The following is a 16,657-nucleotide window of genomic DNA, read 5'->3' as shown; positions in this document are numbered from 1 at the left end:
CTCAATCCCTCCACTAAGCCTGCCGAGGGCGCCAGGATCAAAAGCGGTCCTCGAGCTAACGCTCATCGTGTGTAGGAGCTGCCGAAGGCTGCGATCTTTTGCTTTTGCTTTTCTGTGCGAGCCTGCTCGCAAAAGCGGTCTTCAATTCACATCCTCTTCCAAGTCGCCCACAAAAAAGCCACCAATAAAGGTGGCTTCTCTCCCGGCATTCGCGCCTCAGTCGTAAATAACTTTCTTCTTCCAGTCCGCATCCGCTTCGACATCCTTCAAACCGGCGGTCAATTGGTTTTCGTCCCCTTCAACCGGGGCAATCTTGTCCATGACCTGGGCATTGGCTCGGGCGAGCAGTTTTTCCAGATACTGCAATTGCTCCGCGTACATCTGTGGGTCCTGCTGTTTGCGCAGATATTGCACGCCACGTTCGAAGGCGAGGCGGGCCTGGCCGGGCTGGTTTTGTTGCAGGGACTGTTGGCCGAGGTTGTTGAAGAACTCGATGTGCAGCAGCACAAGGATGTGGCGCACTTCGCGGATCCACTGCTTGGCTTCGTTCGGTGGCAGGAAGCCGTCGTGCGCGGCGCGAGTGATCTGGCCGTGCAGGGCTTCGAGGAGGAAGCGCACATCTTTGGCCTTGGCTTCGGTCAGGATCGGCGCGGGCGGGTTGTTCACCGGGATCGATTCGCCTTGGGCGACCAAGGCGCTGAGTTCGGTGATGCGGGCCTTGGTGGTTGCGCTGGTCTTTTCCAGATTGAGCAGACGCTGGCACACGTTGAGTTCCAGGCGTGTCAGCAGTAGCTTGAGTGCCGGAGTCATGAACTGGCCGGGGAAGGTTTCGGTCAGTTCGCCGCAGCGGCGCAGGCGGTCGTTGAGTTCGACTTTGGTGCGGGCCTTCTCCAGTTTGTTGTTTTCCACCACATGGTTCATGTAGCCAATGGCGATCAGAATTGCGATCCCGGCTACGACTAGCAGGGTGATCATGAGTGGTGTCACCGGTAAGACCTCTTTATAGGGTTCGCATGCGAGTGTAGTGGCTGGGCATTTAGGCGCCTAGCGCCGCTCGACGGGTTTGATCGGCTGCTGCAATCTGTATCGGCCGCCAGCTGTATAGATGAATGCTGGCGCTTGATGTGCAGATTGCCATCACTGTGCGGTGACTATAACGTCTTGGCGAGTGGCGGAATATAGGCGTCAGGTTTCGGACGACGGAAAAGACCTGCCCGACGCTTAATCGAGGTCGAAGTCATTGATTTAAATAAATTTATATCAGGGGGTTGACGACCTCTCAATCCATCCATAGAATGCGCGCCACTTGCAGCGTAAAGCACACAGCGAAACGCGGCAGGGAGTGAATGTTGTAGTGTGTCCCCTTCGTCTAGTGGCCTAGGACACCGCCCTTTCACGGCGGTAACAGGGGTTCGAGTCCCCTAGGGGACGCCATTTGCGGGAATAGCTCAGTTGGTAGAGCACGACCTTGCCAAGGTCGGGGTCGCGAGTTCGAGTCTCGTTTCCCGCTCCAATTTCACAAAAACGCCGATCAGCGATGATCGGCGTTTTTGTTTGTGCGCGTTTTATAGGGGCGATAAAAAAGAACCTTTTCACAGGTCCTTTTTTATCTCGAGCCCGGTCATCGGTGACCAAACTCAGGCGCTGCATTACAGTTTCGGCAGTTGCCCGACACGCCCCATCATTTCCGTGACGATCTGCAGATCCAGCAGGAACTGCTCGACGGTCTTGAATTCGCCGTCGGTATGGCCGGTGTATTTGGCCTCAGGCCGCGCCAGGCCGAATTGCACGCCGTTCGGCAATTCGTGAACCGAAGTCGCACCAGCGGATGTACCGAATTCAGACTTCATGCCGAGGTTTTCGCTGGCCACGGCGAGCAGCGCCTTGACCCACTCACCCTCGGGATTGCGATACATCGGTTCGGCCACCGAATAGTCGAATGCCACCGCAATGTGAGTCGTTTTGCTCCATGCATCCAGTTTCTCAGCGATCTCAGCTTTGAGCTTTTCCGGCGACTTGCCCTTCGGAACCCGCAAGTTCACTGCCAGTTTGAAGGCTTTGTCGTCCTCACCGACATAGGTCAGCGAGGTGGTCAGTGGTCCCATGAACGAGTCGGAGAAGCCCACGCCAAGTTTTTTGCCGAGATAATCCAGGCCCCAGTTGTCATCGGCATAACGCGCGGCATCGGTGAACTGGTTGTGCTTGAGCGCGACTTTGCCGTCCAGGCTGTTGATGAAGCTCAGCATCCGCGCAACCGGGTTGACGCCGGATTCTGGTTCGGAAGAGTGCGCAGAAAGCCCCGTGACCGTGAGTTTCACGTCTCTGCCATCAACCTTTGCCGCAACTTCAAAGTCGCCGCCGTTGGCTTTGGCGTAGGCGTCGCCGGATTTTTGCAAACTGGCGGCGAGCTCGGCAGGCTTGTCGGTTGTCAGCGTGACCACCGAAGCCGATGGAATCTGGTTGGTCGCTTTGCCGCCGGTCATCGAAATGATTTCTGCACCGTTGCCCTCGGCTTTGCGTTTGGCGAAGTTGGCCATAACGGTGCCGTAGCCTTTTTCAGCAATTACCACTGGATAACCGCCGTCCAGCGCCATGTTGTAGTTCGGCGTCGGGTTGCGTTCGAAGTAATAAGGAATGGCATCGCCGCTGGTTTCTTCGGTGGTGTCGACCAGCAACTTGAAGTTTCGCGCCAATGGCAGCTTCTCGTCTTTGATCACTTTCATGGCGTACAGGGCGACGACGATGGCGTTCTTGTCATCCTCGGTGCCGCGCCCGTACATCCGATCGCCAATCAGCGTGACCTTGAACGGGTCGAGCTTGGTGCCGTCTTTCAATACCCAGTTTTCCGGAGTTACTGGCACCACATCGGCGTGTGCATGAATGCCAACGACTTCGTCGCCTTTACCGTCCAGAGAGATTTCGTAGACGCGGTTATCGACATTGCGGAATTTCAAACCGAAGGATTCAGCAAGTTTCTGAATCTCGCCGGCGATTTTGATGAATTCCGGATTGTCGTGTTGTTCAACGCCATCCTTGCGGAAGGTCGGGATTTCGACGAGCTGACGCAGGGTTTCCAGTGCAGACTTGCCATATTTCACGCGGGTGTAAATGCCCAGCAGACGGTGAATTTCGTTCTGCTGTTCGGCGTTCAGAGTCTTGTTGTCGAGGAAGGCGCTGATGGACGGGGTGAGATTATCCGTCTTGGTCAGGTCGCTTTTCGCCAGGCTGCCAAGGAAGCTACGGAAGTCCGTCAGGTTCTTGCCGTCGAAGGATTTCAGGATCGCCGCGCTTTGCTCGGCAGTGATGTTGGCTTGTGCGGCGTTCGTAAACGAGGTGAGGCTGGCCATGACGAGCGTGGCAGCGGCCAGTTTTTTCAGGGAAAAGACCATGGAACAGGCATTCCTTTGCTAGAGATTGGGAAAATATGTCTGACGCTTGCGGCAGAAACATTTTGCAACCTACCACCATGAGCAGGTGAAGAGGGAGTCACAAACTTGATCTGTCGCACAGAAATGCAAAAGGGGCGCACAAATGAAAAAGTCCCGGCAGCTGATGCCGGGACTTTTTTGTGTGAGTTACATCGACAGCATCAGGCGTCCGGCAAACAGAATCAGGATCACGCCCATGCTGCGTTCGAACCAGTGTCCGAGGCGCATGAACAGCAGGCGCACTTTGTTGCTGGAAAAAAACACCGCGACAATAACGAACCACAGCGCATTGACGAAGCACATCCACAATCCATACAACGCCTGGATCTGCAGCGGTGTGCTGGCGCTGATGATCGTGGTGAAAATCGCCAGGAAAAACAGCGTGGCCTTGGGGTTGGTCGCATTGGTCAGAAAACCGGTGCCGAACGCCTTGAACAACGACTGCTCGATCAGCGGCTCTTCAGCGTTTTTCTCGCTATTGACGCTGCTCTTCGGTTTGCTGCGAATCAGGCTGACGCCCAGATAAAGGATGTATGCACCGCCGACAACCTTAGCCACAGTCAGCAGCCAAGGCGTGGTATGCATCAGGGCGCCGACGCCCAGCAGGGTGTACAGCACATGTACGGAAATGCCCGCGCCGATGCCCAGCGCGGTGCAGATTCCGACGAGGCGGCCGAAGCGCACACTCTGACGGATGGTCACGGCGAAGTCCGGGCCGGGTGCGACCACGGCGAGGAAGTGGATGGTGGCCAATGCGAGAAATTCGCCGAGGTAATTGGAAAGCATGTCAGCTCCAGAACGTCAGGGGGGAAGCATTGCCGCGATAACCGACAAAGAACGACAGGCTCAAACGCGGGTCTGCTACGCCCGGAGTGACCGAGTGCATACGGCGCGAATTGAACATGATGAAATCGCCCGGCTGCGGCCGCACTTCAAGCGCCGGTGGCCCCAGCAGCGAAGGTTCGATGCCATAACTGTCGCCGCGCATTTCGTCGAATTGATCCGGGGTGATGTGGTCATTCCACATCTGCAAGGCGCCACCCTCGGTGGGCATGTTCAGGTAGACGTTGCAGGCAAATTGCGCCTCCAGACTGCGCGCCTGAAAACTGTCCGGGGCGTCCTTGGCGAAGATGTCGTGGTGGGCGAGAAAGCACACGCCGGGCTTGACCACTCGCGACAAGCCGACATACATCTTGCGCCCGTAGAGGTTTTCCAGATGGGCGCCAGCGGGCCAGGATTCGTCGAGGATGCAGCGCAAGGTGTCGATCGGTGAGGAGTAGGGCGCGCAGCGCTGGCGTAATTCATCGATATTGCGGGCGGCGCGTTCGAAGTAATCCTCGATCAGCAGCGGCTGATTTTCCGCCTCGTAAAAGGCCATGCCGATGCGGCCGATACTCGGCGCGTTGATGTAGCCTTCAAAACCTGGAGCAAGAATCTTGTCTCCGATCTCGATCGCCAGCGGCTCGGGCAAAAAGCGTTTGACGCGGATGGCGAGGACTTCTTCGTTGGCCAGTTTTTTTATGCACGTCTCATCGAGACGCTCGACGTCTAGCATCATTTTTTAGGTCCATCTATCGATAGTCAACGGAACCGGCGAATGCGGTTCCCGGCTGTGGACGCTGCGCGATGGCAGCGTCCGAAATGCTCAACCCACGCTGTAGTGGACGGACAGCGTGCCTTTCTTCTGCGAAAGCGACGCGATCGTGACTGTGCCTAAATCCTTCAGGCTGCGTACATGGGTGCCACCGCAGCCATAGGCCGGCAGTTCACCAAAACTGATTTCCCGCGCGCCCTCGCGCAGTGAAGTCAGGCGCGGCAGATCGTGTTCGATCCACCGCTCGATACCGGTTTGTACGGTTGGCGCATCGACTTCTTCAGCGCCATCGCCCGGCTTGAATTGCACCCGACCTTCGTCCGGCCAGTGGTGCGCCTTGATCGGCACCCAGCCCATGGCTTGAATGAAATGACCGATCAGATGCCCAGCAGAATGCATGCGGGTATTGAAGCGGCGGCGCTCTTCATCGACACGGATGACGGTCATGCCAAGCGCTACCGGGCGGTCGACGAAATGAACAATACGCTCTGGTTCCTGCACCACGCGCGACACCCGGCTTTCACCGATCCAGCCGGTGTCGCAGGGCTGGCCGCCGCCCTGCGGGTGAAACAGGGTAGCGCGCAGCACTACGGCGAATTCGTTCTCGCAGGGTGTGCAGTCGAGGACTTCGACATTCGCCTTGAGATCATCACTGTGAAAAAACAGGCGAAGCGTCATATTCCATGCCCTGATGAAGTTCTGTTTTTATTATATGAATCGTGCAATAACGTGATAATCCATTCGAACATCAAAGGACTTGTGCGTTGTGAGCATCAATCTTCCGCTGCCGCTGCTGGGTGAAATGGCGATTTTCGTCAAGGTTGTCGAGACCGGCAGCTTCTCTGAAGCAGCCCGGCAGATGGGGTCGTCACCCTCGGCGATCAGCCGCAGCATTTCGCGTCTGGAGAAAGCCTTGGCCACACGCTTGCTGCAACGCACCACGCGCAAATTGCGCTTGAGCGATGGTGGTGAAGAGGTGTTCAAGCGTTGCCAGGAAATGGTCAGTGCGGCCAGGTCGGTGATGGAAATCAGTGGTCAGTTCACCCACGAAGCGGAGGGGCTGGTGCGGGTCAGCGTGCCGAAAGCGGTGGGGCGCTTTGTGATTCATCCGCACATGCCGGAGTTTCTTCGCCGCTATCCCAAGGTTGATGTCGAGTTGTTGCTGGAGGATCGTCAGGTCGATTTGATCGATGATCATGTCGATCTCGCGATTCGCATCACCGATCGTCCGCCGGCCGGTCTGGTCGGCCGGCAGTTGCTGACGATCGATCATATGCTCTGCGCGACGCCGCAATATCTGGCCGAACATGGCACGCCGACACATCCTCACGATTTGCTCAATCACAGTTGTATTTATCTGGGTGAAACGCCGAGCGATGCGCGCTGGAAATTCAAGCAGGGCAGCAAGGCGGTGACCGTCGGTGTGCGCGGGCGCTATGCCGCCAATCACACCGGTGTGCGGCTAGGGGCGGTGTTGCAGCACATCGGAATAGGCAGCCTGCCGTATTTCACCGCGCGTTATGCGTTGGAGCAGCAGCTGATTGTGCAGGTGCTGCCGGAGTGGACGTTTCTTGCTTCCTATCATGGTGGGTTGTGGTTGCTGCATTCGCCGACGCGCTATCTGCCGCCGAAGTTGCGGGTGTTTATTGATTATCTGGTGGAGTGTTTGCAGAAGGAACCGACGTTGGGTCGGCCCGGGAAGTCGGTGGGCGGGAGCAATGTGGCTGTAGCGTATGAGCTGCCGGAGAGTGAGGGGTTGCTTTGAGGTTGTTTTAGGGGCTTGGCGGCCTTGGGGCGGACCAGGTTCTTGGGGTTTTGGGTGAATATCCGTTGCTGCGGTAACGGCTGTTTCGGGTTTCGCCCTTACGGCGACTTACTTTTTTACAAACGCCCGGAATGCCGGCCCAGTAAAAAAGTCAGCAAAAAACGCTAGCTCCTACGTTCGGCCCGCTCGCTGGGGCTCGGGGTACCTTCGCTCCGGGACTGATCCGGGCGCAGCGGCTACGGTTTGCTGCGCTGCACCTCCTTGCGCTGTGTCTGGCTGCGCCAGACGGTCGCTGCGCTCCCACGCCCGGATCAATCCCGCCACTCAGCCTTCCGACATCGCTGGCACGGCAAGATCAAAAGCGGTACTCGAGCTAACGCTCATTGTGTTGAGTGGTGAGGGGCTTTTGATTTTCAAAAAAAGGCCCGCATGGAATCACCAGTGCGGGCCTTTTGATTACCTGTCGGATATCAGTGCTTGCTGTCCTGCACGGACATGGCCAGCAGTTGTTTTTCCTGGTTCCAGTCGAACGGTTCATCGTTCTGTTCGGCTTCGTAGCGGCGTTCTTCGAGGGCCTGGTACAGGTCGATTTCTTCGTCGGAGAGGTAGTGCAGGCAGTCGCCGGCGAAGAACCACAGCAGATCGCGTGGAATCAGGTGGGCGATTTGCGGGTAGCGGCTGATGACTTGGGTGAGGATGTCCTGGCCCAGGTATTGGCTTTCGATAGGGTCGATCGGCAGGGAAGCCAGCAGTTCATCGAAGCGCTCGAGGAACAGGGCATGGCTTTCTTCGGGCACTTGTTCGGCCTCACCTACGGCGACCAGGATACTGCGCAGGTGGTCGAGCAACACGAGATGATCGGCAACGACGTTGGACACGAGATAAGTCCTCAAGAGCAAAACGGGCGCGGGAGTATAAAGCTCTCGCGCCGTTTTTTCACAAAAACCGGGATCAGCGGACTTTGCCCGCTGCCTGGGTCAGTTCCTCTTTGTCGAAATCATCGACGTCGATCACCTTGCGGCGGGCGGCCTCGGCGTCGCGCAGACTTTGCGCTTCGACCGCTTGCAGCACGCCGGCTTCCAGTGCGGCATCGATAGCGTGTTCACCGGCTGCTGGCTTGACCTGGCCGCTTTTCAGTGCGGTGTGCAATTTTTTGTGCAGCGGTTGCGCAGCGTCGAGCAGGTCGCTGGCGTGTTGCAGCGCGCCCACTGCATCATCTGCTGACTGCGGGCGATAGCAGCCGGCGAGCAGTTCCTCCAATGCCGGATCGCCTTTGGCGCGACCGATGACCGCAGCAACTTCGGCGCCGAGTTTGTCCGATGGGCCTTTGTGCCGGCGACCGAACGGGAAAACGATGACCCGCAGCAGGCAGCCGAACACCCGGTTCGGAAAGTTGCTCAGCAACTCATCCAGTGCGCGCTCCGATTGGCCAAGGCTTTCTTCCATGGCCCAGCGAAACAGCGGCTCCATGTAGGCCGGCGAATCCAGATCGTGATAACGCTTGAGCGCGGCGGAGGCCAGATACAGGTTGCTCAGCACATCGCCGAGGCGTGCCGACAGGCGTTCGCGGCGTTTCAGTTCGCCGCCCAGGAGCATCATGCTCAAGTCGGCGAGCATGGCGAAGGCAGCGGCCTGACGGTTGAGCGCCCGGAAGTAGCCCTGACTGATCTTGTCGCCCGGCGCATGTTCAAAGTGACCAAACCCGAGGTTCAGTACCAGTGTGCTGGCCGCGTTGCTGACGGCAAAACCGATGTGCTTGAGCAGCAGGCCATCGAATTCCTTAAGTGCCTGTTCCTTGTCTTCGCGACTTGCCAAGGCCATTTCCTTGAGTACAAACGGATGGCAGCGGATTGCGCCCTGACCGAAGATCATCAGGTTGCGCGACAGAATGTTCGCGCCTTCGACGGTGATGAAGATCGGCGCGCCGTTCCAGCTGCGGCCCAGGTAATTGTTCGGTCCCATGATGATGGCTTTACCGCCATGTACGTCCATGGCGTGGCTGATGCATTCGCGGCCGCGTTCGGTGAGGTGGTATTTGAGGATCGCCGACAGCACCGAAGGCTTTTCCCCGAGATCCACCGCGTTAGCGGTGAGCATGCGTGCGGCGTCCATCATCCACGCGTTGCCGCCAATGCGCGCCATGGCCTCCTGAATACCTTCGAAGGCTGAAAGCGGCACGTTGAACTGTTCACGAATATTCGCGTACTGCCCGGTGACCAGGCTGGTGAACTTGGCCGCGCCGGTGCCGACCGCCGGCAGCGAGATCGAACGCCCCACGGACAGGCAGTTCATCAGCATCATCCAGCCCTTGCCGAGCATTTCCTGACCACCGATGAGGTAGTCCAGCGGAATGAACACGTCCTTGCCGGAGTTCGGACCATTCATGAACGCAGCGCCCAGCGGCAGGTGGCGCCGGCCGATTTCCACGCCGGCGGTATCGGTCGGAATCAGCGCCAGACTGATACCGAGGTCTTCCTCTTCACCGAGCAGATGATCCGGATCGTAGGCCTTGAATGCCAGACCGAGCAGGGTGGCGACCGGGCCGAGGGTGATGTAGCGCTTTTCCCAGTTCAGGCGCAGGCCGATGACTTCTTCACCTTCCCACTGGCCTTTGCAGATGATCCCGGTGTCAGGCATCGCGCCGGCGTCGGAGCCGGCGAGCGGACCGGTGAGGGCGAAACACGGAATATCGTCGCCACGGGCCAGGCGCGGCAGGTAGTGATTGCGTTGCTCGTCGGTGCCGTAATGCAAAAGCAGTTCGGCCGGGCCGAGGGAGTTGGGGACCATCACGGTCGATGCGAGGTCGCCGCTGCGCGTCGCCAGTTTCATTGCCACTTGCGAGTGAGCGTAGGCGGAGAAGCCTTTGCCGCCGTATTCCTTGGGGATGATCAAGGCGAAAAAGCCGTGTTCCTTGATGTGCGTCCAAGCCTCGGGCGGCAGGTCCATTGACTGACCGATCTGCCAGTCGCTGACCATCGCGCAGAGTTCTTCGGTCGGGCCATCGATGAACGCCTGTTCTTCTTCGCTCAACTGCACTTTGGGATAGGACAGCAGTTTGTCCCAGTCCGGACGCCCGCTGAACAGCTCGCCGTCCCACCACACGGTGCCGGCATCGATCGCGTCGCGTTCGGTCTGCGACATCGGCGGCAGGGTTTTCTGGAACCAGTTGAAGAGCGGCGCGGTGAAATGTTTGCGGCGCAGGTCAGGCAGCAACAATGGTGCGGCGACCACCGCCAGCAAGACCCAGAAAATGAACAGCAGCCAGCCCGGCGCGTGACTGAAAATCCCCATCGCCACCAGGTAGGCAGCGACCACGCCCAACGCAGGCAGCGGGGCGATGCGTCGATGGGCGAGGTACGCCACGCCGACGATCAAAACCAGTATCCACAACAACAGCATATTCAGTCCTCCGTGAACCAAGGCAAATCGACCCTCCAGAGCTTAGACGGCATCTGTAAATCCGGGTGGTCAGAGCATGGTGATTGAAATCGTGGGAAACCCCGGATGGTTTTCGTAGGTTCGGTGGGCAACACGTGTGGGAAATCGTTCGTTGCTGCGCAGCTTTGCATTCAGGTTTGGCCGAAACGTCGTTATCTCTGTGCTCACGCTGTCGCTAGACTCGTGGCTTACCCAGGAGATTGCCGTCATGCACGAGTATCTGAGCCCCGGCCGCTTCATCGATAGTGACCACCCGGCAGTGGTGGAGTTCGCCGAGCGGCATCGCGGCGCGAGTAATGATCCGCGTGATCAGGCGATCAACCTTTATTACGCCGTGCGCGAGGCGGTGCGCTACAACCCCTATACGTTCAGTCGCGATCCGCAAACCTTGCGCGGCAGTTATGCACTCGCCGCAGGGCAGAGTTACTGCGTGCCGAAAGCCACGCTTCTCGCCGGTTGTGCGCGGCATTGCGGAATTGCGGCGCGTATCGGTCTGGCCGACGTGCGCAATCACCTGTCGACGCCGCGTCTGCTCGAGTTACTGAAAAGCGACGTGTTCGCCATGCATGGCTACACCGAGTTGTTTCTCGACGGCCGTTGGGTCAAGGCGACGCCGGCGTTCAATCAGCAACTGTGCGAGTTGTTCAACGTCGCCGCGCTCGAGTTCGATGGTGTCAACGACAGCGTTTTCCACCCGTTCAACCGTGACGGCGCGCAGTTGATGGAGTATCTGATCGATCACGGCCAGTTCACCGATGTGCCGGAAGCTTTCTTCTTCGAGCACCTGCAAAAGTGCTATCCGCATCTGTTCAGCGAGCAATTGCCGGTGCTGCTGGGCGATATGCAGACCGATTTGAGTCGCACCTGATCCGGCGTATGCTGGCCGTCCACTCACTTGTAAAGAGGCGGTCATGCTGAAGATCTGGGGACGGAAAAATTCATCGAACGTCAGAAAGCCTCTGTGGGCGGCCGAAGAGCTGGGCCTTGCTTACGAGGCCATCGATGCCGGCGGCGCGTTCGGTGTGGTCGACACGCCCGAGTACCGCGCGATGAACCCGAACGGCCGGGTGCCGGTGATCGAGGATGACGGTTTCGTGCTGTGGGAATCCAATGCCATCGTTCGCTATCTGCTGGCCAAACACGCGCCGGAAAGCGCCTGGTATCCGGCGGATGCGCAAGCCCGCGCCGCGGCGGACAAGTGGATGGACTGGACCACTTCCAGTTTCGCCGGGCCGTTTCGCACGGTGTTCTGGGGTGTGCTACGCACCCCTGCCGAGAAGCAGGACTGGAAGGCGATCAATGCCGCGATCAAAGAGTGTGATGAGTTGCTGAACATGGCCGACCATGCCCTGATCAGCCAGCCTTACCTCTCGGGCAACGACATCGGTATGGGCGACATCCCGTTGGGCAGCTTCATTTATGCCTGGTTCGAAATGCCCATCGAGCGCGCCCCGCAACCGCATCTGCAAGCCTGGTATGAACGTTTGAAACAGCGTCCGGCCTATCAGAAAGCGGTCATGACCGCGTTGACTTGATAATTACTATCGACACACTTGACTGTACTTGTGCGGCGGCGGCAAGCACCATTGCGAACTTGCGCCGCGGTTGTTTCCCTCGCCGTCCGCCCTTATTTATCTCTTTCCTTCCTTCTTGGTGCGTAAATCCGATATGAGTTCCGCTCTGTCCATCCGGCAGCTAACCAAAACCTACGGCAACGGGTTCCAGGCGTTGAGTGGTATCGATCTGGACGTCGCCGAAGGTGACTTTTTCGCCTTGCTTGGCCCCAATGGTGCCGGCAAATCCACCACCATCGGCATCCTCTCGACCCTGGTCAACAAGACCAGCGGCACGGTCAATGTCTTTGGCCATGACCTGGATAAAAACCCGGCAGCGCTCAAGCGCTCGATCGGCGTAGTGCCGCAGGAATTCAATTTCAATCAGTTCGAAAAGACCTTCGATATCGTCGTGACCCAGGCCGGTTACTACGGCATCCCGGCCAAAGTCGCCAAGGAACGCGCCGAGCAATACCTGACGCAGCTCGGCCTGTGGGACAAGCGAGATGTGCCGTCGCGTTCGCTGTCCGGCGGCATGAAACGCCGTTTGATGATCGCCCGTGCGCTGGTGCATGAACCGCGCCTGCTGATCCTTGATGAGCCGACTGCGGGTGTCGATATCGAACTGCGCCGTTCGATGTGGACCTTCCTCACTGAGCTCAACCAGAAGGGCATCACCATCATTCTGACCACGCATTATCTGGAAGAGGCCGAGCAGCTGTGCCGCAACATCGGCATCATCGACCACGGCACCATTGTCGAGAACACCAGCATGAAACAGTTGCTGGGCCAGTTGCACGTGGAAACTTTTTTGCTCGACCTGAAAAACGATCTGCAGGTTGCGCCGCAATTGCTCGGCTACCCGGCCCGGTTGCTCGACAGCCACACCCTGGAAGTGCAGGTCGACAAATCCATGGGCATCACGGCGTTGTTCACCCAGTTGGCGCAGCAGAACATCGAAGTGCTGAGCCTGCGTAACAAAACCAATCGCCTCGAGGAGTTGTTCGTGTCCCTGGTGGAGAAAAATCTGTCGAAGGTGGCGGTATGAGTTCCGAGTTCGGCCCCAACCTGGTCGCCCTGCAAACCATCGTCTACCGCGAGGTCAAGCGCTTCATGCGGATCTGGCCGCAGACATTGCTGCCGCCGGCGATCACCATGGTTCTGTACTTTGTGATCTTCGGCAACCTGATCGGGCGGCAGATCGGCGACATGGGTGGCTTCACTTACATGGAGTACATCGTGCCGGGGCTGATCATGATGTCGGTGATCACCAACTCCTACGGCAACGTGGTGTCGAGCTTCTTCGGCAGCAAGTTCCAGCGCTCGATCGAAGAGCTGATGGTTTCGCCGGTATCCCCGCATACGATCCTGATCGGCTTCACCATTGGTGGCGTGTTGCGCGGTCTGGCGGTGGGTCTGATCGTGACGATTCTGTCGCTGTTCTTCACCGATTTGCAGGTGCATCACCTTGGCGTGACCATTCTGGTGGTGGTGCTGACGGCGACGATCTTTTCGCTGCTGGGCTTCATCAACGCGGTGTTTGCACGCAACTTCGATGACATTTCGATCATCCCGACCTTTGTCCTGACCCCGCTGACCTACCTGGGTGGTGTGTTCTATTCGATCACCTTGCTGCCGCCGTTCTGGCAGACCGTCTCGCTGGCCAATCCGGTGCTGCACATGGTCAATGCCTTCCGCTACGGCATCCTTGGTGTCTCTGATATTCGTATCGGCATCGCGATCACGTTCATGCTGGTGGCGACCGTGGTGCTGTATCTCGGCTGTGCGCGGTTGCTGGTGAGTGGACGCGGGATGCGCACCTGAAGCACGCGATACCCTGCATGTCTGACAATCAAAAACGGCCTCCCATCGCGGAGGCCGTTTTGCATTCATTTCTGCCGACTTAGCTTGCGCCGCCGCCATTGACGCGCCACCCACCAGCGCCAATACAGCATCACAAGGAAGTAGGCGAGAATCCCCAGCACCAGGCCGACAACCACCGAACCCAGCAAAAACGGCTGCCAGAGCGTCGACAATTCACCGCTGATCCATTCCCAGGTCAACTCGTCCGGCAGATGCCGCGCCGGCACATCCATCAGAAACGCCCCGGCCTGGTAGGTGCAGAAAAACACCGCAGGCATGGTGATCGGATTGGTCAGCCAGACCAGACTCACCGCGATCGGCATGTTGCCCCGCACCATCACCGCCAACGCCGCCGCGACCAGCATCTGTGCCGGAATCGGCAAGAACGCCGCGAACAGGCCAACCGCCATCGCCCGGGCCACCGAGTGGCGATTGAGGTGCCAGAGGTTCGGGTCATGCAGCAACGTGCCGAGAAAGCGTAAGGATTTGTGTTCCCTGATGCTCGTCGGGTCGGGCATGTAACGTTTGAATAAGCGCCGGGGCATAAGGCTTCTCGGTCGGTTAAGGCGGCAAGTATGTCTGGATTCTATGAGCCGCCCATTCAGACTTTGTGACAATTGTTGACGACGGTCGTGCCGCAGACCCGCTATGCCTAAGGAGGGGACTCTCAAGGACGGGCATATGCGCACAGGGATGATGGCGCTGGCAGTCGGTCTGCTGGCCCCGGTTTTTTTACCGGTCTTGCCGCCGGTCGGTTGGTTGCTGGTGCTACCGGTGGTGGCGCTGATGCTGCTGCCGTTTCGCAGCTATCCATTGGCGTTTTTGCTGTTTGGCTACACGTGGGCCTGTGTCGGCGCGCAGTGGGCCTTGAATGATCGTTTGCCGCCGAGCCTGGATGGTGAAACCCGCTGGCTTGAAGGGCGCGTGGTCGGCTTGCCACAGCACGACGCGGGCGTGGTGCGTTTCGAGTTGGCCGATGCCCACTCACGCCACGAAAAGTTGCCGTCGCTGCTGCGCCTGGCCTGGTATGCCGGGCCTGCGGTCAATAGCGGCGAACGCTGGCGTCTGGCGGTGAAGTTGAAACGCCCGACTGGTTTACTCAATCCGGACGCCTTCGATTACGAGGCGTGGCTGCTGGCGCAACGGATCGGTGCGACCGGCACGATCAAGGATGGTCAGCGTCTGGCTGAGGCGCGCAATGCATGGCGCGACGGGGTTCGTCAGCGCCTGCTGGCCGTGGATGCGCAAGGACGCGAGGGCGCGTTGGCGGCGCTGGTACTCGGTGATGGCTCTGGGCTCAGGCGCGAGGACTGGCAGGTACTGCAAGACACCGGCACCGTGCATTTGCTGGTGATTTCCGGCCAGCACATCGGTTTGCTGGCGGCGGTGATGTATATGCTGGTCGCCGGGTTGGCGCGTTTCGGAATCTGGCCGTTGCGCTGGCCATGGCTGCCGTGGGCGTGCGGTCTGGCCTTCGCGACGGCGCTGGGTTACGGCTTGCTCGCCGGCTTCGATGTGCCGGTGCAGCGCGCCTGCGTGATGGTGGCGCTAGTGCTGTTGTGGCGCCTGCGTTTTCGCCATCTCGGCGCGTGGTGGCCGTTGCTGCTGGCATTCAATGGCGTACTGCTGCTTGATCCGCTGGCCAGTTTGCGTCCAGGCTTCTGGCTGTCGTTCGCCGCAGTGGCGGTGTTGATCTTCACCTTCGGCGGGCGGCTGGGCGCTTGGCGTTGGTGGCAGACCTGGACTCGCGCGCAGTGGCTGATCGCAATCGGCTTGTGTCCGGTATTGCTGGCGCTGAGCTTGCCGATCAGCATCAGTGGGCCTGTAGCCAATCTGCTGGCAGTACCGTGGGTCAGCCTCGTGGTACTGCCGCCGGCCCTGCTCGGCACGCTGTTGCTGCCCGTGCCCCATGTTGGTGAAGGGCTGTTGTGGCTGGCCGGTGGTTTGATCGACTGGCTGTTCATCGCGCTGGCGCTGATTGCCGGGCAATGGCCAGCGTGGGTCCCTGCCGCGATCCCCTTCTGGGCGTTGGCCTTGGGCAGCCTCGGCGCATCATTATTGTTGTTGCCCCGTGGCGTGCCGCTGCGTCCGTTGGGCTGGCCGCTGATGTTGTTGTTGGTGTTACCGCCGCGAGAGCGAGTAGATGAAGGCCGGGCAGATATCTGGCAACTGGATGTCGGCCAAGGTCTGGCCATCCTCGTCCGCACTCGACATCACGCATTGCTCTATGACGCCGGCCCGCGCTTCGGCGATTTCGATATCGGCGAACGCGTGGTGTTGCCAGCGTTACGCAAACTCAATGTGCAAACGCTCGACCTGATGCTGCTCAGCCATGCCGACGCCGATCACGCTGGCGGCGCACGGGCGATCATGCATGGAGTGAATGTGCACCGCATCGTCAGCGGCGATCCGCCGAACCTGCCGGCCGAGTTGAACGCCGAAGCTTGCGAAAGTGGCAAACAATGGCAGTGGGATGGCGTGCAGTTCCAGCTCTGGCAATGGTCGGCGGCCGATGACAGCAACCAGCGCTCCTGTGTCTTGCAAATCGAGGCCAACGGCGAACGCCTGCTGCTCACTGGCGACATCGACACCCACGCCGAGCGCGTCCTGCTCGACAGCCCACTTGCCGTACCGACGCAGTGGCTGCAATCACCCCACCACGGCAGTCGCAGCTCATCGTCGATGGCTCTGCTCAAAGCCTTGCAGCCAGAAGCGGTGCTGATCTCCCGCGGCCACGGCAATTCGTTCGGTCACCCGCATCCAACGGTATTGGCGCGCTACCGCAAGCAAGGCCTGCGCATTTACGACAGCGCCGAGCAGGGCGCCATCCATCTGCAACTGGGCAGCTTCAAAGCGCCGTGGACGATGCGTCACCAGCGGCGTTTCTGGCGTGATCCGCCGACGCCTGGCCGTTGATCGGTGCCAGCATGGTTGCCACCTCACGGTCGTCGGGGTGGCGGGTCTTAATCGCGGATCGGTATGGTAAAGTGGCGCACTTTTTCGAGGGGACTGTCAC

Annotated in this window: 14 protein-coding genes and 2 tRNA genes; 8 read left to right on the top strand and 8 right to left on the bottom strand. The window is 59.1% G+C overall.

Annotated features, from left to right (window positions below; genetic code table 11):
- Window positions 1-216 precede the first annotated feature (216 nt).
- Entirely contained in the window at window positions 217-975 is a 759-nt protein-coding gene (locus ACIGDJ_RS24715; RefSeq protein WP_178081140.1) for a hypothetical protein, read from the bottom strand.
- Between the two features lie 383 nt (window positions 976-1,358).
- On the opposite strand from ACIGDJ_RS24715, the gene ACIGDJ_RS24710 reads away from it, so the two are divergent.
- Window positions 1,359-1,434: transfer RNA gene (locus ACIGDJ_RS24710), tRNA-Glu, on the top strand.
- Window positions 1,435-1,437: 3 nt separating this feature from the next.
- Window positions 1,438-1,513 (top strand) — tRNA-Gly (locus tag ACIGDJ_RS24705).
- Window positions 1,514-1,649: 136 nt separating this feature from the next.
- Here the strand turns inward: ACIGDJ_RS24705 and ACIGDJ_RS24700 are convergent.
- The 4 genes from ACIGDJ_RS24700 to ACIGDJ_RS24685 all read right to left on the bottom strand — a co-directional run bounded on the left by ACIGDJ_RS24700 (window position 1,650) and on the right by ACIGDJ_RS24685 (window position 5,700).
- Window positions 1,650-3,389 carry a dipeptidase gene (locus ACIGDJ_RS24700; RefSeq protein ID WP_397480119.1) on the bottom strand — a complete coding sequence of 580 codons (1,740 nt, stop codon included), beginning with the start codon at window positions 3,387-3,389 and terminating at the stop codon, window positions 1,650-1,652.
- A 186-nt stretch (window positions 3,390-3,575) separates the two neighbouring features.
- On the bottom strand, window positions 3,576-4,214 hold the full coding sequence (locus ACIGDJ_RS24695; RefSeq protein WP_101156144.1) for a LysE family translocator: 639 nt from the start codon (window positions 4,212-4,214) through the stop codon (window positions 3,576-3,578).
- A gap of 1 nt (window position 4,215) precedes the next feature.
- Complete coding sequence (locus tag ACIGDJ_RS24690; protein ID WP_312999833.1) at window positions 4,216-4,986, bottom strand: 2OG-Fe(II) oxygenase; 771 nt, start codon at window positions 4,984-4,986, stop codon at window positions 4,216-4,218.
- Between the two features lie 87 nt (window positions 4,987-5,073).
- On the bottom strand, window positions 5,074-5,700 hold the full coding sequence (locus ACIGDJ_RS24685) for a hypothetical protein (protein WP_101156149.1): 627 nt from the start codon (window positions 5,698-5,700) through the stop codon (window positions 5,074-5,076).
- Window positions 5,701-5,788: 88 nt separating this feature from the next.
- Between ACIGDJ_RS24685 and ACIGDJ_RS24680 the strand changes: the two genes are divergently transcribed.
- On the top strand, window positions 5,789-6,787 hold the full coding sequence (locus ACIGDJ_RS24680; protein ID WP_101156151.1) for a LysR family transcriptional regulator: 999 nt from the start codon (window positions 5,789-5,791) through the stop codon (window positions 6,785-6,787).
- A gap of 470 nt (window positions 6,788-7,257) precedes the next feature.
- On the opposite strand, the gene ACIGDJ_RS24675 is transcribed toward ACIGDJ_RS24680, so the two are convergent.
- Both ACIGDJ_RS24675 and ACIGDJ_RS24670 read right to left on the bottom strand, forming a co-directional pair.
- Window positions 7,258-7,665, bottom strand: coding sequence for a PA2817 family protein (locus ACIGDJ_RS24675; protein WP_101156153.1), 408 nt, complete (start codon window positions 7,663-7,665; stop codon window positions 7,258-7,260).
- A gap of 73 nt (window positions 7,666-7,738) precedes the next feature.
- The gene (locus ACIGDJ_RS24670; protein ID WP_397480120.1) at window positions 7,739-10,186 is read right to left on the bottom strand and encodes an acyl-CoA dehydrogenase; all 2,448 of its coding nucleotides are present in this window, start codon (window positions 10,184-10,186) and stop codon (window positions 7,739-7,741) included.
- A 247-nt stretch (window positions 10,187-10,433) separates the two neighbouring features.
- On the opposite strand from ACIGDJ_RS24670, the gene ACIGDJ_RS24665 reads away from it, so the two are divergent.
- The 4 genes from ACIGDJ_RS24665 (at window position 10,434) to ACIGDJ_RS24650 (ending at window position 13,602) form a co-directional block, all read left to right on the top strand.
- Entirely contained in the window at window positions 10,434-11,093 is a 660-nt protein-coding gene (locus ACIGDJ_RS24665) for a transglutaminase family protein (protein ID WP_312999836.1), read from the top strand.
- A gap of 43 nt (window positions 11,094-11,136) precedes the next feature.
- A complete protein-coding gene (locus ACIGDJ_RS24660; RefSeq protein WP_101156159.1) occupies window positions 11,137-11,760 on the top strand; it encodes a glutathione S-transferase family protein in 624 nt (207 codons plus the stop codon).
- Window positions 11,761-11,893: 133 nt separating this feature from the next.
- Window positions 11,894-12,826, top strand: a complete 933-nt coding sequence (locus tag ACIGDJ_RS24655; protein WP_312999837.1) for an ABC transporter ATP-binding protein — start codon at window positions 11,894-11,896, stop codon at window positions 12,824-12,826.
- On the top strand, window positions 12,823-13,602 hold the full coding sequence (locus ACIGDJ_RS24650; protein WP_039760202.1) for an ABC transporter permease: 780 nt from the start codon (window positions 12,823-12,825) through the stop codon (window positions 13,600-13,602). Before ACIGDJ_RS24655 ends, ACIGDJ_RS24650 begins: the two co-directional genes overlap by 4 nt.
- A 65-nt stretch (window positions 13,603-13,667) precedes the next feature.
- Here the strand turns inward: ACIGDJ_RS24650 and ACIGDJ_RS24645 are convergent, their stop codons facing one another.
- On the bottom strand, window positions 13,668-14,186 hold the full coding sequence (locus ACIGDJ_RS24645) for a DUF2062 domain-containing protein (protein WP_101156166.1): 519 nt from the start codon (window positions 14,184-14,186) through the stop codon (window positions 13,668-13,670).
- 136 nt (window positions 14,187-14,322) lie between these two features.
- Between ACIGDJ_RS24645 and ACIGDJ_RS24640 the strand changes: the two genes are divergently transcribed.
- A complete protein-coding gene (locus ACIGDJ_RS24640; protein ID WP_397480121.1) occupies window positions 14,323-16,557 on the top strand; it encodes a DNA internalization-related competence protein ComEC/Rec2 in 2,235 nt (744 codons plus the stop codon).
- Window positions 16,558-16,657 lie beyond the last annotated feature (100 nt).

The sequence above is a fragment of the Pseudomonas sp. NPDC079367 genome, from assembly GCF_044542195.1.
GTDB lineage: Bacteria > Pseudomonadota > Gammaproteobacteria > Pseudomonadales > Pseudomonadaceae > Aquipseudomonas.
The sequence above is the reverse complement of the archived record's forward strand: the minus strand, read 5'-3'. Positions and strand labels throughout refer to the sequence as shown.

What these genes read in the sequence shown, in the direction of transcription:
- ACIGDJ_RS24715 (WP_178081140.1), bottom strand. Translation starts at nt 975, where the DNA reads ATGATCACCCTGCTAGTCGTAGCCGGGATCGCAATTCTGATCGCCATT.
- ACIGDJ_RS24700 (WP_397480119.1), bottom strand. Translation starts at nt 3,389, where the DNA reads ATGGTCTTTTCCCTGAAAAAACTGGCCGCTGCCACGCTCGTCATGGCC.
- ACIGDJ_RS24695 (WP_101156144.1), bottom strand. Translation starts at nt 4,214, where the DNA reads ATGCTTTCCAATTACCTCGGCGAATTTCTCGCATTGGCCACCATCCAC.
- ACIGDJ_RS24690 (WP_312999833.1), bottom strand. Translation starts at nt 4,986, where the DNA reads ATGATGCTAGACGTCGAGCGTCTCGATGAGACGTGCATAAAAAAACTG.
- ACIGDJ_RS24685 (WP_101156149.1), bottom strand. Translation starts at nt 5,700, where the DNA reads ATGACGCTTCGCCTGTTTTTTCACAGTGATGATCTCAAGGCGAATGTC.
- ACIGDJ_RS24670 (WP_397480120.1), bottom strand. Translation starts at nt 10,186, where the DNA reads ATGCTGTTGTTGTGGATACTGGTTTTGATCGTCGGCGTGGCGTACCTC.
- ACIGDJ_RS24665 (WP_312999836.1), top strand. Translation starts at nt 10,434, where the DNA reads ATGCACGAGTATCTGAGCCCCGGCCGCTTCATCGATAGTGACCACCCG.
- ACIGDJ_RS24660 (WP_101156159.1), top strand. Translation starts at nt 11,137, where the DNA reads ATGCTGAAGATCTGGGGACGGAAAAATTCATCGAACGTCAGAAAGCCT.
- ACIGDJ_RS24655 (WP_312999837.1), top strand. Translation starts at nt 11,894, where the DNA reads ATGAGTTCCGCTCTGTCCATCCGGCAGCTAACCAAAACCTACGGCAAC.
- ACIGDJ_RS24650 (WP_039760202.1), top strand. Translation starts at nt 12,823, where the DNA reads ATGAGTTCCGAGTTCGGCCCCAACCTGGTCGCCCTGCAAACCATCGTC.
- ACIGDJ_RS24645 (WP_101156166.1), bottom strand. Translation starts at nt 14,186, where the DNA reads ATGCCCCGGCGCTTATTCAAACGTTACATGCCCGACCCGACGAGCATC.
- ACIGDJ_RS24640 (WP_397480121.1), top strand. Translation starts at nt 14,323, where the DNA reads ATGCGCACAGGGATGATGGCGCTGGCAGTCGGTCTGCTGGCCCCGGTT.